This is a genomic window from Pararhodobacter sp. (assembly GCF_034676545.1).
Taxonomy (GTDB): domain Bacteria; phylum Pseudomonadota; class Alphaproteobacteria; order Rhodobacterales; family Rhodobacteraceae; genus Pararhodobacter.
Genome location: NZ_JAUCBZ010000004.1, coordinates 95499 through 109879 on the forward strand (window position 1 = coordinate 95499; position 14381 = coordinate 109879).

Here is a 14381-nt window from a genome sequence, read left to right on the forward strand (position 1 = left end):
CGCCCTGCCCTCATTGAGCCGACCTCACCAGTCCGCCTTCACCGCCAGCACCGCCGAGCGCTGCATCGCACGCGCCCCCGCCAGCCGCGCGACCAGGGCCGCCAGCACGATCAGGCTGCTGGCAAACAGCGCCAGCGCGCCCCAGGGCACGGCAAGATCCATGCTCCAGTGAAAACTCTGGCGGTTGACGATCTCGATCAGGATCCAGGCAATCGCCGCGCCGGCCAGCAGGCCGGTGATGACGCCCAGGCTCGCCGTCAGCGCACCTTCGATCGCGATCAGGCGGCCGATGTCGGCGCGGGTGAAGCCAAGATGGCGCAGCATGCCGAATTCGCCCTCGCGCGTGGTCGCCAATGCGGCAAAGGTGGTGGCGATGCCGAACAGCCCGATCATGACCGTCACCGCCTCCATCAGATAGGTGATGAGGAAGGTGCGGTCGAAGATCTGCAGGCTGATCGCGCGGATCTCGCCCGGCAAGGCGATGGTGAGGTGCTCGGCGCCAAAGTCGGCGCGCAGGGCAGCGGCAACCGTGGCAGCGTCGCTACCCGGTACCAGGCTGATGGCCGCGTCATTGATGCGCTGGTCGCCGGTAAGGGCGACGTAGTCGGCGCTGTCGATGAGTGCGGCGCCGTGCTGGCGGGCGTAGTCGCGCCAGATGCCGGCGACGATGAAATTGCGCAGCTGCCCGCCCAGCGGCAGCGTCAGGCGATCGCCAACTCCGATCTGCCGACGGTCGGCGGTCGCTTCGGAAATCCATGCCGGGGGCAAGTCAGCGTCGGTTTCGCCTGCCGCATCGGCCGTGCTTACCCTGGCCGGACGCTCGCTGCTTCCCGCAATCAGCGGCAAGCCCCAGTTGCCGCGTACCGGGCGCGCAAGCACGGTAAACAAGGGCTCTTCGTCCGAGATGCGCAGATTGACCTGTCGTGTGGTGTCCACGTCAGCCACGCCCGGCACGGCGGCGATGCGTGCGAGCGCGTCGCCATCCAGATAACCACTGCCGGACGACACCGAAGCGCGCACGTACAGATCCGCCGGCAACACCTGCGCCAGCCAGTCATCGACCGAGACGCGAAATGAGCTGACCATGATCGCCATCGCCGCCGCCAGCGCCACGCTGGCCACCACCCCTGCCCCGGCCACCACCGCCTGGCCGGGAGTGGCGGACAGGCGGGCGTGGGCAAGACGCCAGCTCAGCGCCCGACCTCGGTGCAACAAGGGCAAGACCGCACGCGCAAGCGTCGGCAACAACAGCACCGCAGCCGCCAGAGTGAGTGCAACGGCGCCATAGCCGCCCAGCGCAATGTCATTGAACGGAGGCAGGGTGCACGCCAGCCCGGCGATCATCAACAACACCACACCGGGCCGCCATCCACCCTGCACCTGGGGCAGGCCCGCGTATTCGGCCTCGCCCGCCTTCAGCGCCCGCGCCGGTGCGACGCGTGAGGCCTCGCGCGCCGGCAACCAGGTACCGATCACGCCCGCGGCGATACCGAGCAGCAGATAGCCCACCACCAGCACGGCGTCGAACTGCAGCTGCGGCTGCGTGCCGCGGAAAAAACCTGCGCCGAGATCACCACCTACGAGCTTGAACGCCGCCGCTGCCAGCACGTGGCCCAGCGCCACGCCCAACAGCCCACCCGCCAGCCCCACTGCCGCGCCTTCGGCGAGCAGGCCGCGCAACAGTTGGTGCCTTTCCATGCCGAGCGCCCGCAGCAAGGCAAATTCGCGTCTACGGCGCGCCACCGACAGCAGCTGCGTCGAGAACACCAGAAAGCCGCCGGTCAGCAGCGCAATGGCGGCGAGCATGGTGAGGTTCACCCGGTAAGCGCGTGACAGCGTGCTGACCTCACTCGCCGCCGCCTCCGGCACTCGTAGCGCCAGACCAGGCGGCAACAGCGCCGCCAGCGACTGGTGGGCCATCTGCACACTGACCCCAGCGGCGAGCTTGAGATCGATACGGCTCAGGACGCCGATGCGATCGAAGTGCTGCTGCGCGCCAGCGATGTCCATCACCGCCAGCTGCCCGCTGGCGGCGGGTACTTCTCCGGCCACTTGCAGCTTGAAACTGCGCACGCCCGATTGCACCTCAAGTTCGCCATCCCGCAAGCCCGCGGGCGCAGTCTCGTCGGTGCTCACATCGGTGGTCGCGCCGGTTGTCAATCTCCGCGGCTCACTCAAGTGCGCGCGCGCCTCATTGCTGAGAAAAATATTGTCCGGCTGCAGCGCGACGAAGCGTGTGTCCGCAGCAGCCGAGTCCGCGCGCGGCAGCAGCATGGGCTGCACGCGCGCAAGGCGAAACAGGTCCACGCCGTAGATCTCCAGCGCATCCTCACGTCCCGGCAGGCGCGCCTGAATCACCAGCACCGGACTGGCTTCGGCCACTTCGGCGCGCGCGGCCAGCACCGGGTAGATCGCTTCGTCAAAACCATCGCGCGGCCCCACCAGCTGCAGATCGGCTTCGCCAGCGATCAGGCGCATGCCGCGCCCGAACTCGTCGATGGCAGCCGTATGGATCAGTTGCACCGCCAGGCCCAGCGCCACCCCCAGCGCAATCGCCAGCAGCGACAAGGCGGTTGCCAGGCGGCGCCTGAGCAAACTGGCAAGAAACAGCCGGTGCAGCGTGGCGCTCACGCGCGCTCCGTGATGTCCACCAGCCCCTGCACACCAAGTTCGAGCACGCGGTCCGCACGCCTTGCGGCCACACGCGAATGCGTGACCAGCACGCCGGCGGCCTGACTGTCGCGAATCTGCTCGAGCAGCAGGTCGAGCACATCGCTTGCACGCACCGGGTCGAGGTTGCCGGTGGGCTCATCGGCCAACACCAGACGTGGACGGGTGCACCAGCGCGCGCGCGATCGCCACGCGCTGCATCTCCCCGCCGGAGAGCTCATGCGGCGGGTCGTCGGCGCGCGTGCCCAGGCCCACACGCGTCAACATTGCGCGCGCCCGCGCATCGGCCACCTTGTCGTCGGTCTTCAACAGCCACAGCGGCAGCGCCACGTTTTGCGCCAGCGACAGGTGCGGCAGGATGTGGAAAGCCTGGAACACGAAGCCATAGGCTGAGCGCCGCAAGCGCGCCATCGCATCCTCATCCAGGCCTTCGATGCGCTGCCCACCCACTTCGATACGCCCCCCATCGACCGGCTCGAGTCCGGCCAGACAGTTCAGCAGTGTCAACTTGCCCGAGCCCGACTCGCCGACAATCGCCACGCACTCGCCTGCGGCCACCTGCAACTCGAGGGCGTCGAACAAGATGCGTGGCGGGGTGCCAGGCAGGGTTTTGCGCAGGGCGTGGGCAGTGAGCATGGGCGGGGGCAGCAGGAAATGACAGTCCATTTTGTCACCCTTGGCCCCGATTGGTTGCATGTGGCTTCGCGCTGGCGTGAGCCTGACACCGTCGAGCGCGGATTGACACCGCCTTTGCCGCCGGGTTAAAAGAAACGCCTGCTGAATACGGTTCAGACCGTGATCAGGGCGTCCACTCTTCAAGCCCGCTGTCCGCCGTTTGCGGTCCACTCTGCGCTGCGCGCCAGCGTTCAAGCCGGCCCGCGCTTGAACGAGGCTTCACATCCGATTCAATGTGTTTTGCCGACCCTGGATGATGCGGGGTTCGTTGCTTATTCCGTTGACCAGCAAGACCGGCTTGCGTCCGCCCCGAATCCGTCTCCCTGACCGGCCCCACCACGGAATACAAGAATGCTCAAAGCCTTACGCCAGGACTGGCTGTCCAATGTCCGCAATGATCTGCTCGCCGGCATGGTGGTCGCACTGGCCCTGATACCGGAAGCGATCGCGTTTTCGATCATCGCCGGCGTCGATCCCAAGGTCGGCCTCTATGCTTCATTTTGCATCGCCATCGTCATCGCGTTTACCGGTGGCCGTCCGGGCATGATCTCGGCGGCAACCGGCGCGATGGCGCTGGTGATGGTGATGCTGGTCAAGGAACACGGCCTGCAATACTTGCTCGCCGCCACCTTGCTCACCGGCGTGCTGCAGATCATCGCCGGCTGGCTCAGGCTGGGTGGGCTGATGCGCTTCGTCTCGCGTTCGGTCATCACCGGCTTCGTCAATGCGCTGGCCATCCTGATCTTCATGGCCCAGCTGCCGGAACTCACCAATGTGAGCTGGCATGTTTATGCGGTGACCGCGGCCGGGCTGGGCATCATCTATCTTTTTCCCTACCTCACCAGGGCAGTGCCCTCGCCGCTGGTCGCCATTGTGGTGCTCACCGGCGTCGCCATCTTCCTTGATCTCGACATCCGCAGCGTGGGCGACATGGGCCAGCTGCCTGACAGCCTGCCCATTTTCCTGCTGCCCGATGTGCCGCTGAACCTGGAGACACTGGCGATCATCTTCCCGGTGTCGGCCACCCTGGCGGCGGTGGGCTTGCTCGAATCCATGATGACCGCCTCCATCGTCGATGAGCTGACCGACTCCAGCAGCAACAAGAACCGCGAGTGTGTGGGACAGGGCATCGCCAACATTGCCTCCGGCTTTCTCGGCGGTATGGCTGGTTGCGCGATGATCGGGCAATCGGTGATCAATGTGAAATCGGGCGGCCGCGGGCGCCTGTCGACGCTGGCCGCCGGTGTGTTCCTGCTGTTGCTGATGCTGTTCTTCGGCGACTGGGTGGCGCGTATTCCGATGGCCGCGCTGGTGGCGGTGATGATCATGGTGTCCATCGGCACCTTCAGCTGGGCCTCAATCCGCAACCTGCGCACCCATCCGGCCAGCTCCAGCGTGGTGATGCTGGCCACGGTGGTGGTGGTGGTGATTACCCACGATCTGGCCAGGGGCGTGCTGGTGGGGGTGTTGCTGTCGGGCTTTTTCTTCGCCCACAAGGTGGGACAGGTGCTGCATGTGAGTTCGCGCACCGAGGACGAGGGTCGCACGCGCGCCTACACCATCACTGGCCAGGTGTTCTTCGCCTCGGCGGAGCGCTTCATCAGTGCCTTTGACTACAAGGAAGTCATCGACACCGTGCGCATCGACGTCAGTCGCGCCCACTTCTGGGACATCACCGCCATCAGTGCGCTGGACCGGGTGGTGATCAAGTTTCGCCGCGAAGCGACCGCGGTGGAAGTGATCGGCATCGACGAGGCCAGCGCAACGCTGGTGGACAAGTTCGCCGTCCATGACAAGGACGGCGCCGCGGACATGCTGGCGGGCCACTGAGAGGAGTAGCGCCATGAAGAACACAAACAAGGTACTGGCCTGTGTGGACCAATCCCGCTTCGCTGACCATGTGGCTGACTATGCGGCGTGGGCGGCGCGGCGTCTCGACGCCCCGCTGGAGTTCCTCCACGTCATCGAGCGCCATCCCGAGCGCAGCTCGGGCCAGGACCATAGCGGCGCGATCGGCATCGACGCCCAGGAGAACCTGCTCGACCGCCTGTCCGCCGCAGATGAAGCCCACAGCCGCGCGGCGCGCGAACAGGGCCGCATCTTCCTTAACCGGCTACGCCAGCGCGCCAGCGCCGCCGGCGTCAGCCAGGTGGACATGCGCCTGCGCCACGGCGAACTGGAACAGACCCTGGCCGAACAGGAAGAAGGCGTTCGCCTGCTGGTGCTCGCCCGCCGCGGCGAGTCCGCCGAGGCCAGCCAGCGCGCCCTCGGGCGCAACGTGGAGCGCGTGGTGCGGGCGCTGCGCAAGCCCATCCTGACCGTTACCGAGGGTTTCAAGACGCCGCAGCGCGTGATGATTGCCTTCGATGGTGGCACCGTCACCCGGCGCGGCGTGCACATGGTCGCCACCAGCCCCTTGTTTCGCGGCCTGCCCATTCATCTGCTGATGTCGGGCAAGGACAACACCCACGCGTCCAGGCAGCTCGACTGGGCCAGCACGCGCCTCAAGGATGCAGGTTTCGAGGTCAGCGCCGTGCTCACCGCGGCGGATGCGCACAGCGCCATCGCGCGCAGCGTCGCGGACGAGGCGATCGATCTGCTGATCATGGGCGCGTTCGGCCACTCTGCCCTGCGCAGCCTGTTGTTTGGCAGCAAGACCGCCGAACTTTTGCGCTCGGCTACGATTCCGACCCTGCTGTTGCGCTAGTCGGGGCGCAAGGCGCGCAGCACTTCCCGTTTGCACGGACGAGCCCCTATACTCCGCCCGCCCGCATGCGCGGGTGTCCCCCGCGGCTCTCCCCTCTTGTGTCAGGCATGCCGGTCGACCATTACGAGAACTTCCCTGTCGCGTCCCTGCTGCTGCCCTCGCGTCTGCGCGAGCCGGTAGAGGCGATCTATGCCTTTGCGCGCAGTGCGGACGACGTCGCCGACGAAGGCGATGCGGCGCCGGTGGCGAGGCTGGCGCGCCTGCACGACTACCGTTTGGCGCTCGAGGCCTGCGCGCGCGGCGCGGCGGTGACCGACGCCAGCCTGGCGCCGATGTTCGCGCGCCTGGGGCGTGCGATTCGGGCGCACAAACTGCCCGTGCAGCGCTTGCGCGACTTGCTCGACGCCTTCGTCCAGGATGTGGGCAAGACGCGTTATCGCGACTTTGCCGAGCTACGCGACTACTGCCGGCGTTCGGCCGACCCCGTCGGGCGCCTGCTGCTGTGCCTGTACGCGGCCGAGACACCGGAAAACCTGCGGCGCTCGGACGCCATCTGCACCAGCCTGCAGCTGATCAATTTTTGCCAGGACGTGGCGATAGATTGGCAAAAACAGCGCATCTACCTGCCGCAAGACGATATGGCGCGCTTTGGCGTCAGCGCGGACGACATCGCCGCCGGGCGCTGTGATGAACGCTGGCGGGCGCTGATGGGCTTTGAACTCGGACGTGCACGCGCGATGATGGTCGACGGCGCTCCGCTTGCGCGCGCGCTGCCGGGGCGCATCGGCTGGGAGTTGCGCCTGATCGTGCTCGGCGGGCTGCGCATCATCGAAGCCATCGAAACCGCCAACTACGACGTTTTTCGCCACCGCCCGGTGCTGGGCAAACACGATTGGCTGCGCCTGGGATGGCGCGCCCTGAACTATCGGAAGATTGCATGAATCCGCACGACTACTGCCAGGACAGGGCCGCCAAGAGCGGCTCGAGCTTCTACTACAGCTTCATGTTTCTGCCCCCCGAGCAGCGCCAGGCGATTACCGCGCTGTACGCCTTCTGTCGCGAAGTTGATGATGTGGTGGATGAATGTCACGACGTATCGCTGGCGCAGATCAAGCTCGAGTGGTGGCGACAGGAGGTCGAGCGCATCTTTACCGGCACGCCCACGCATCCGGTGGGGTTTGCGCTGCAGGACGTGCTGACACGCTTCAAGCTGCCGCAGGAGCAATTGCTGGAGATCATCGACGGCATGGCGATGGACTTGTCGCAGACGCGCTACCTCGACTTCAAGGGCCTGCAGCTTTACTGCTATCGCGTCGCCAGCGTGGTCGGCCTACTCTCGGTGGAGATCTTCGGCTACGAGAACCGGCAGACGCTGAAATACGCCCACGACCTGGGCGTGGCCCTGCAGCTCACCAACATCATTCGCGACGTCGGCGAAGACGCCCGCCGCGGCCGCATCTACCTGCCGATCGAAGATCTGCAGCGCTTCGGCGTGCCCGCCAAGGACATCCTCGAGGCGCGCTATTCCGACGCCTTCCGCGAACTGATGGCGTTCCAGGCCGAGCGCGCCGAACACTTCTACGAGCAGGCCTTCGCCCAGCTTCCCGCGGGCGATCGCAAGGCGCAGCGCCCCGGGCTGGTGATGGCCGCGATCTACCGCACCCTGTTGCGCGAGATCGCCCCCGACGGCTTCCAGGTGCTCGACCGCCGCATCTCGCTGACTCCGGTGCGCAAGGTGTGGCTGGCCGGCAGCACCTGGTTCAAGGGCTGAGACCATGGCCGTGCCCGTCGTTGCGGTGATCGGTGCTGGCTATGCCGGCATGGCGTGCGCGGTCGAGCTCGCCCGCGCCGGCGTGCATGTGACCGTGTTCGAGCGCTCGCACACCATGGGCGGCCGCGCCCGGGTGGTGCACAAGGACCACCATTGGCGGGTCGACAACGGCCAGCACATCTTGCTGGGCGCCTATACCGAACTGACCCGCCTGCTGCGCCTCACTGGCTGCTCGCCCAAGCAGCTCGCCCACCTGCCCCTGACCCTGCACGTGCCGGGCCGCCTGCACTTCAAGGCCGCAGCGCTGCCGGCACCCTTTCACCTCGCCGTCGGCCTGTTGCGCGCGCGCGGCCTGTCCTGGGGCGACCGCCTCGCCATGCTGCGCCTGATGCGCTGGCTGAAGCAGCAGGACTTCCGCACCCCGCCAGAGATGACGGTGACGGCGCTGCTGCCGCACACCCGCCAGACGCCGGCCATGATCCAGCTGGTGTGGGTGCCCCTGTGCGTGGCCGCGCTCAACACACCGGTCGCCGAAGCCGCCGCGCAGGTGTTTGCCAACGTATTGCGCGACAGCCTGGCCGCCTCGGCGACGGCCAGCGAACTGCTGATCCCGCGCACCGATCTGTCCGAGCTCTTCCCCGTGCCCGCCGCCCGCTATCTCGCCACCCGGCGCGGTCGGGTGCGCACCGGCAATGCCATCGACGCGATCGAGCCGGTCCCTGGGGGATTTAGCCTCGAGGGCGACCCCGGCAGCCAGCCCTGGCCCAACGTCGTGATCGCCACCGCGCCCTATCACGCCGGCACCTTGCTCGCCTCGACCGGTCAATGCGATCAACTCGCAGCCCACATCGACGCCCTGCCCCACGAGCCCATCGTGTCGGTGTACCTGGCCCTGGGCAAGGGCCAGAGACTGCCCGAGACCATGATCGGACTGGTCGGCGGCAGCGCCACGGCCCCCGCGCAGTGGGCCTTCGACCGCGGCCAGCTGGGTGGGCCGGAAGGGCTGATGTCGTGCGTCATCAGCGCGCGCGGCGCACATGAGGATCTGCCACGCGACGCGCTCATCCTGGCCGTGCACCGCCAGTTGGAGCAGAACTTGGGACGCACACTGCCCGCGCCGCTGTGGTCACAGGTGATCGTCGAAAAACGCGCCACCATCGCCTGCCGGCCCGGCATCTCGCGTCCTGGCATGCGCACGCCGCTGCGCGGCTTGTGGCTGGCGGGCGACTATCTCGATTCGCCCTACCCCGCCACGCTCGAATCCGCGGTGCGTTCGGGCACCGCGTGCGCCGCCGCCATCCTGGCGGAACTCGGGTGGAGCAATCGGTAAGCCGGCAATTGAATACACCACAAGACTCGGGCTGAGCCTGTCGAAGCCCGGCTCTGGCAACGCCCTTCGACAGGTGTCATTTTCAGAATCCGACTGCACCGCAATCGACGTGAGTGTTGGAATTGAGTGGCGTGAGGCGGGGATACCAAACAGTCGATGGCCGTTTCCGACCCTCAAGCACCTAATGACATTTGCACGTGTAACGGCAGCTGACCGATCAGAAAGCTGCCACTCGCGAAAATCCGACGTCGGGCAGCACAGTTCGGCCCAAGTCGCCGTTCAGCTTGTGCCGACAGAACGGCAGCAGTGCGAGGGTGAATTACCGCTCAGCGCTCGTCGCGCCAAGTGGCGGGCTTTTCCCTCTCCTCAACATGTCCTGCAGGCCGAGGCTTGTCGCTCGGGCCACCTGGCAGATTCGTATCTTGCGCATGTCGCAGGCACAGGCACAGGACACCGTTCAAAAAACGGCGTGTCAGACCAACTCGATACGGAGGTTCTTGCCGAGCGCCTTCGCTGCACTGGTGAGCGTAGTGAGTGTGAGGCTGGTGTCAGCCCCATCCAGCAAACGATTGAGTGCGGCTCGGCTCGTATCCATTTTCGCGGCCAAAGCGGTCTTGGTCAGATGCTGCGCCTTCATTTCCTGCGCGATCTGCCATGCCACAACACGCTTGATGGCCACAGCGGTGGTTTCGTCGAGCACAGCCTCTTCAGCCAGAAAGTCATCAAAACTACTACCAATGTGGATGTTCATACCTAACTCCTGAGTTGTTGCAAACGACGCTTGCCTACATCCAGTTCATCGGCTGGTGTGCCCTGTGATTTCTTGATGAAGACATGAAGCAAGATCATCGTGTGGCCGACCACGGTAAACAGCAGCCGTGCAATCCTGTCACAAGATGAATCCGGATTTCCCACAGATCCTTTGCCAGCTTGCGCACCAAGGGCATTCCCAGCGGCCAACCGAACTGCACGGTCTTGATGTCTTCGCCAATCGTGCGGCGCTCGGAGGCGGGCAGTGCTTTCAGCCACTCTCGCACAGGCTCGTTGCCGCTTTCGGTAGCGAAAAAAGCGCACATCCAAGATTGGGGTCTTCATGGCCTGTGAGCGTACCAATCTTGATACGTTTAAGCAAGCGCCTTGGGACACGATCTGAGCGCTGAGCGGCAAGTTGCCCTCGCACTGCTGCCGTTCAGTCGGCACAAGCTGAACGGCAACTTCCGCCCAGATCGAGCTGACCTACTACACGGCCGAGCAGCCGGTCTCTTATGAGTTACATGTCGTTCGGGCCGCTCGTTTTTCCGGGGCTGCTATGGCCGCTCCTGGCCGGCTGCCGCCGACCGAGGCCTGGCTCGAAAGCAGTCGTTTCATCGTTGCCATGATCGTTTCTTAATCGCGCACAGGCGGCCACAGGCGGGCAGTGTGTGAAACCAGTGTCAGTATCCACAGCGTTTCGCCGTCGATCTGGTACACTAGGCGATAGCTTTCATGCGGGATCAACTCGCGGCTGCCGGGAACGATTCCCGGCATGCCCAACATGGAGTGCTGGGGCAACCGGGCGGCCGCATCGCTGAAAATCTCATCCATCCGGGCCGCCGCGCACGGATTGTCGGCTGCGATTTGGTCCCACACATCGGCACGGTCTTGCTGCGCTTCGGGCGTCCAGACAACTCTCACGACTGGCTTACCACACTGGCACGGCGTGCGGTGAATTCGGCCTCAACTTCATCGTTCGATCGCCCCATTCCAGCGCGCATTGAAGCCCGGCCGGCCTCGACCTTGCGACGCAAGAACTCGTCGTACTCGGGGTCGTTTCAGAAAACGGATAATAAAGCACGTTAAGCGTGCGCGGAGGCAGGCACCCAGCGGTACAGCGTCGAAATGGGCACGGCGAGGTTCTTGGCCACGGCCTTGGGCGGCACCCGATACAGCAAATTCTTCGCTGACTCGATTTGGGTGCCGGCGGCGTGTGCTTGTAGTCAAGCCTAAACTTCAGGCCGCTTTTGCCGATATTATTGGCATATTCGAAATCTTGGGGTCGTTCATGATCGGGGCTGTCAGTTATTCTTCTGTTCAGGCAAGCTTTGGTTCGAAGACTGAGGAAATCTCTCGGGTAAATGAACAAACATCCGCTGGCACTGAAAATCTCAACGCTGATGCTACGCAGACCAGTAGTAAGCAGACGATTTCCAACCTCGGCCCGACAGCTAGCAGCGAGCGCCAGCAGAGCCGAGGCTCGGGATAAAACACTTAATCGCTCGGAATTGGCTGACAAGGCGAAAAACCTTCTGGGTCAAATATCAGGAGACTCTTTACCAAGCCAACAAGAAAGTACACGACAGCGAAGTTCCAAAGACCAGCGATCCAGAATTGTTGGCTAGGGCCAAGCAAGCCACAGAGTTTGTTAATAGAAGCAGTAATACCGGGAATGAGAAAAATCCTTTTTCCGGTCTATCGCGTGCACAGTTATCAGATATCATCAATGATGATAGTAGCATTTATACAGTCAATGAGCGTCGCGCTGCTTGGATGGAATCATCCAAGCAGGGAAGAAGCATGGCGCGAGAAGGTAATAGCTCAAGCCATAGCGGAATATAACGAGTCGGGGAAACTGACCAATTTTTTTCAGTGCCGTACTTGACCACTCCAAGGAACTGCCTGCCATCGAGCAAGCGCAATATCCAAAAGATTACGCCAGTGACCTACAGTCCAAGATTGATCTGGACTTTAACTACCGCACGCACCAGGCAGAGGGTAAAGGCAAAGACCCCATGAGCTTGATCGAGATGCTATTCGAGCAAAGCCCGCAACAAGCCAATGAACTACCCCAAGAGCCAAAAAACGCCACTGACTCACCAACCGTAAGGAGTAATCCATGAAATTGTTGCCAAAACTGCTCGCCGCCACCTCCATCTTCGCCGCCACGGCTGCAATTGCGGGGCCACCTGTAACGGTGACCTTCAAAAATAACAACACCACCACAGATGCAACTTATGCGATTGTCACCAGCAACGAATCAAGCACATACGCCAACGCCTCTCCAAAACCGGCCCACGAACCGTTTCGAAGTTAGGCTCTAACTCTTACGCCGTCACCAGCCTGATCAGCCCGGACGTAAACTATGCAAAACGTCCGGTTATAAAATCGGTTCCAAGACCTGCGTGTTCAGCACAACCTTCGTCAATGCGCTGCAACCCGGCGGCTACAAAATCCCGCAATGGAACAAGACCGCAACGGCTAGCGGCGGAGCGATCTGCACCGCCACCATACCTCTACCAACCTGACCACCTATGCATGGACGGTGATTTCGTAATGAAATAGGCAATTTGAGCATCGTCCAAAAAACCCCGGTGATTTTTGCCGGGTTTTTCATATTCGGCCGGTTCGTTTTTTCGCACAGGTTCCAGGCTCACGGAGGCAGTTATGGTCAGCTCTCTGGTTCGTATTCCACTGCCCAAACAGGCAATGCGGTGGCGTTCAAGGCGGCTTGGGCGACCGAGCTTGTTTCTGACGCCTCGAAAAATCAGGGCGCATCAGGCACCCAAGGCGGCGGCACGCTGACGATTTCCACGCTAGCCAGCCAATTGGCGGACAGTGCCAGCCGCGCAGAGGCTCGGGACAAAATGCTCAGCCGTTCAGAATTGGCCGACAAGGCGACCTCTTTGTTAGATCAAATATTTGGTGACGCCTACCAAGCTAACAAAGCCAAGTACAACAACGAGGTTCCTAAGACAATGACGATCCAGAGTTGTTAGCAAGAGCTAAGCAAGCAACGGAATTCGTCACTAGCTCGGACAGGGGCAGCAGATCGGTGAAAAACCCTTTTGGTAGCCTGTCGAGAGAACAACTGTCCAACATCATCTATGACGACAGCGGAAACTACACCATCAATGAACGTAGAGCGGCTTACTATGAATCGGATGATAGGGAACAGGCTTGGCGTGTAAAAGTCGCAGCCCAAGCCATGGATGAATATAACCGGACGGGGAAAATGACCAATTTCTTCAGCTCCGTCCTTGACCACTTCAAGGAGCTGCCCACGATCGAGCAAGCGCAATATCCAAAAGATTATGCCAGCGATCTGGAGTAACAAAAATAAGCCGGGATTTCAACTATCGCACGCACCAGGCGGAGGGGAAAAGCGAAAACCCCATGAACCTGATCGAAATGCTATTCGCGCAAACCGGCGGCACGATGGCTTCAAGGTGACGTCTGCGGTCGAGCAAACTTCTGACACCTCGCCAAATCAGGGTGGACATCTAGCGGTATGCAAACCATTTCTACGCTGGCCCGTCAGCTGGCAGCGAGCACCAGCAGAGCCGAGGAACGGGATAGAACACTCACACGTTCAGAGTTGGCCGACAAGGCAAAAAAAGCATCCTGAATCAGACAGTCGGCGATGCGTACTATGCCAACAAAGCGCGGCACGAATGTAAGGTTCCGAAGACCGGCGATCCAGAGTTATTGGCCAGGGCCAAGCAGGCAACGGCATTCGTGAACCACGCCGCTAGAGGCGGAAACGCTATAAAAAACCCATTTTCCGGTCTATCGCGAGAACAGTTGTCGAACATTATTTACGACGACAGCGGTACGTAATACGGTGGATGAGCGCCACGCTGCTTGGCGAGAGTCTTACGATAAGGAAGAAGCATGGCGAAGAGAAAGTGGCGGCAAAAGCCATGGCCGAATACAACAGCACAGGGAAACTAACGAATTTTTTCAGCTCCGTCCTTGATCACTTCAAGGAATTGCCTGCAATAGAGCAAGCACAATATCCACAAGATTACGCCAGCGATCTAGGTCAAAGATCCGCTGAGACTTCAACTACCGTACGCACCAGGCCGAGGGAAAAGGTGAAGACCCCAAGAGCCTGATCGAAATGCTGCTTTCTTCAAATCCGGAAGTGGCTAAACAATCTGATTCTTTGCTGCCTGCAGCGCAAAGCAATAAATCGACAGCCGCAGGCGTCGGTCGAGCTCTGATGCTGTCGCGCTTGTTCGGAACCGAAAACAACGGCGTTGAGCCGCCCGTGATCTCAGGCGTTAATGGGATGGACCTCAACCATATCGGTATGAAACCCTCTAAACTTCCTGACCACGAGCGACCGGGCGCTTCTGTCGGATATGTATGACTATGCGCACCAGCAAAGCGCGGACCTCCAGAATGTGGATCATTTGGCATTTGCACTGGGAAATTACCGCCAGAGTAATAATGGACGTGCCATCTACAAT

Annotated in this window: 17 protein-coding genes and 1 pseudogene; 10 read left to right on the forward strand and 8 right to left on the reverse strand. The window is 62.3% G+C overall.

From position 1 onward, the window contains the following. Nucleotides 1–24: 24 nt before the first annotated feature. The 3 genes from VDQ28_RS00855 to VDQ28_RS00865 are packed head-to-tail and all read right to left on the reverse strand — an operon-like array spanning nucleotide 25 to nucleotide 3336. Nucleotides 25–2631 (reverse strand): FtsX-like permease family protein, encoded by a 2607-nt coding sequence (locus VDQ28_RS00855; protein ID WP_323034221.1) that lies wholly within the window; start codon nucleotides 2629–2631, stop codon nucleotides 25–27. After that, entirely contained in the window at nucleotides 2628–2819 is a 192-nt protein-coding gene (locus tag VDQ28_RS00860; RefSeq protein WP_323034222.1) for a hypothetical protein, read from the reverse strand. The genes VDQ28_RS00855 and VDQ28_RS00860 overlap by 4 nt, the downstream gene beginning before the upstream one ends. After that, nucleotides 2809–3336 (reverse strand): ABC transporter ATP-binding protein, encoded by a 528-nt coding sequence (locus tag VDQ28_RS00865; RefSeq protein WP_323034223.1) that lies wholly within the window; start codon nucleotides 3334–3336, stop codon nucleotides 2809–2811. The genes VDQ28_RS00860 and VDQ28_RS00865 overlap by 11 nt, the downstream gene beginning before the upstream one ends. A gap of 360 nt (nucleotides 3337–3696) precedes the next feature. On the opposite strand from VDQ28_RS00865, the gene VDQ28_RS00870 reads away from it, so the two are divergent. From VDQ28_RS00870 to hpnE, 5 genes are all read left to right on the forward strand, one after another. Continuing rightward, a complete protein-coding gene (locus tag VDQ28_RS00870) occupies nucleotides 3697–5175 on the forward strand; it encodes a SulP family inorganic anion transporter (RefSeq protein ID WP_323034224.1) in 1479 nt (492 codons plus the stop codon). 13 nt (nucleotides 5176–5188) lie between these two features. Further along, entirely contained in the window at nucleotides 5189–6052 is an 864-nt protein-coding gene (locus VDQ28_RS00875; RefSeq protein WP_323034225.1) for a universal stress protein, read from the forward strand. 107 nt (nucleotides 6053–6159) lie between these two features. Further along, on the forward strand, nucleotides 6160–6993 hold the full coding sequence (gene hpnC / locus VDQ28_RS00880) for a squalene synthase HpnC (protein ID WP_323034226.1): 834 nt from the start codon (nucleotides 6160–6162) through the stop codon (nucleotides 6991–6993). Further along, entirely contained in the window at nucleotides 6990–7823 is an 834-nt protein-coding gene (gene hpnD, locus VDQ28_RS00885) for a presqualene diphosphate synthase HpnD (protein ID WP_323034227.1), read from the forward strand. Before hpnC ends, hpnD begins: the two co-directional genes overlap by 4 nt. A 4-nt stretch (nucleotides 7824–7827) precedes the next feature. Further along, nucleotides 7828–9153, forward strand: coding sequence for a hydroxysqualene dehydroxylase HpnE (gene hpnE / locus VDQ28_RS00890; RefSeq protein ID WP_323034228.1), 1326 nt, complete (start codon nucleotides 7828–7830; stop codon nucleotides 9151–9153). Nucleotides 9154–9625: 472 nt separating this feature from the next. On the opposite strand, the gene VDQ28_RS00895 is transcribed toward hpnE, so the two are convergent. The 5 genes and pseudogenes from VDQ28_RS00895 to VDQ28_RS00910 all read right to left on the reverse strand — a co-directional run. Continuing rightward, complete coding sequence (locus VDQ28_RS00895; RefSeq protein ID WP_323034229.1) at nucleotides 9626–9904, reverse strand: helix-turn-helix domain-containing protein; 279 nt, start codon at nucleotides 9902–9904, stop codon at nucleotides 9626–9628. Between the two features lie 2 nt (nucleotides 9905–9906). Beyond that, nucleotides 9907–10002, reverse strand: a complete 96-nt coding sequence (locus tag VDQ28_RS22520) for a hypothetical protein (protein WP_416349333.1) — start codon at nucleotides 10000–10002, stop codon at nucleotides 9907–9909. Continuing rightward, nucleotides 9999–10229: a type II toxin-antitoxin system RelE/ParE family toxin gene (locus VDQ28_RS00900; RefSeq protein ID WP_323034230.1), complete on the reverse strand. Its 231-nt coding sequence runs from the start codon at nucleotides 10227–10229 to the stop codon at nucleotides 9999–10001. Before VDQ28_RS00900 ends, VDQ28_RS22520 begins: the two co-directional genes overlap by 4 nt. A gap of 310 nt (nucleotides 10230–10539) precedes the next feature. Continuing rightward, complete coding sequence (locus VDQ28_RS00905; protein WP_323034231.1) at nucleotides 10540–10827, reverse strand: type II toxin-antitoxin system RelE/ParE family toxin; 288 nt, start codon at nucleotides 10825–10827, stop codon at nucleotides 10540–10542. 161 nt (nucleotides 10828–10988) lie between these two features. Beyond that, nucleotides 10989–11108, reverse strand: a pseudogene (locus VDQ28_RS00910) (recombinase family protein); the annotation flags it as partial. A 917-nt stretch (nucleotides 11109–12025) separates the two neighbouring features. Here VDQ28_RS00910 and VDQ28_RS00915 point away from each other — a divergent pair. From VDQ28_RS00915 to VDQ28_RS00935, 5 genes are all read left to right on the forward strand, one after another. After that, entirely contained in the window at nucleotides 12026–12223 is a 198-nt protein-coding gene (locus tag VDQ28_RS00915; protein WP_323034232.1) for a hypothetical protein, read from the forward strand. A gap of 253 nt (nucleotides 12224–12476) precedes the next feature. Continuing rightward, nucleotides 12477–12905 carry a hypothetical protein gene (locus tag VDQ28_RS00920; RefSeq protein ID WP_323034233.1) on the forward strand — a complete coding sequence of 143 codons (429 nt, stop codon included), beginning with the start codon at nucleotides 12477–12479 and terminating at the stop codon, nucleotides 12903–12905. 56 nt (nucleotides 12906–12961) lie between these two features. Further along, nucleotides 12962–13240 carry a hypothetical protein gene (locus VDQ28_RS00925; protein WP_323034234.1) on the forward strand — a complete coding sequence of 93 codons (279 nt, stop codon included), beginning with the start codon at nucleotides 12962–12964 and terminating at the stop codon, nucleotides 13238–13240. 514 nt (nucleotides 13241–13754) lie between these two features. Further along, nucleotides 13755–14024 (forward strand): hypothetical protein, encoded by a 270-nt coding sequence (locus VDQ28_RS00930; RefSeq protein ID WP_323034235.1) that lies wholly within the window; start codon nucleotides 13755–13757, stop codon nucleotides 14022–14024. Nucleotides 14025–14029: 5 nt separating this feature from the next. Continuing rightward, nucleotides 14030–14281 (forward strand): hypothetical protein, encoded by a 252-nt coding sequence (locus VDQ28_RS00935; RefSeq protein WP_323034236.1) that lies wholly within the window; start codon nucleotides 14030–14032, stop codon nucleotides 14279–14281. Nucleotides 14282–14381: the final 100 nt, after the last annotated feature.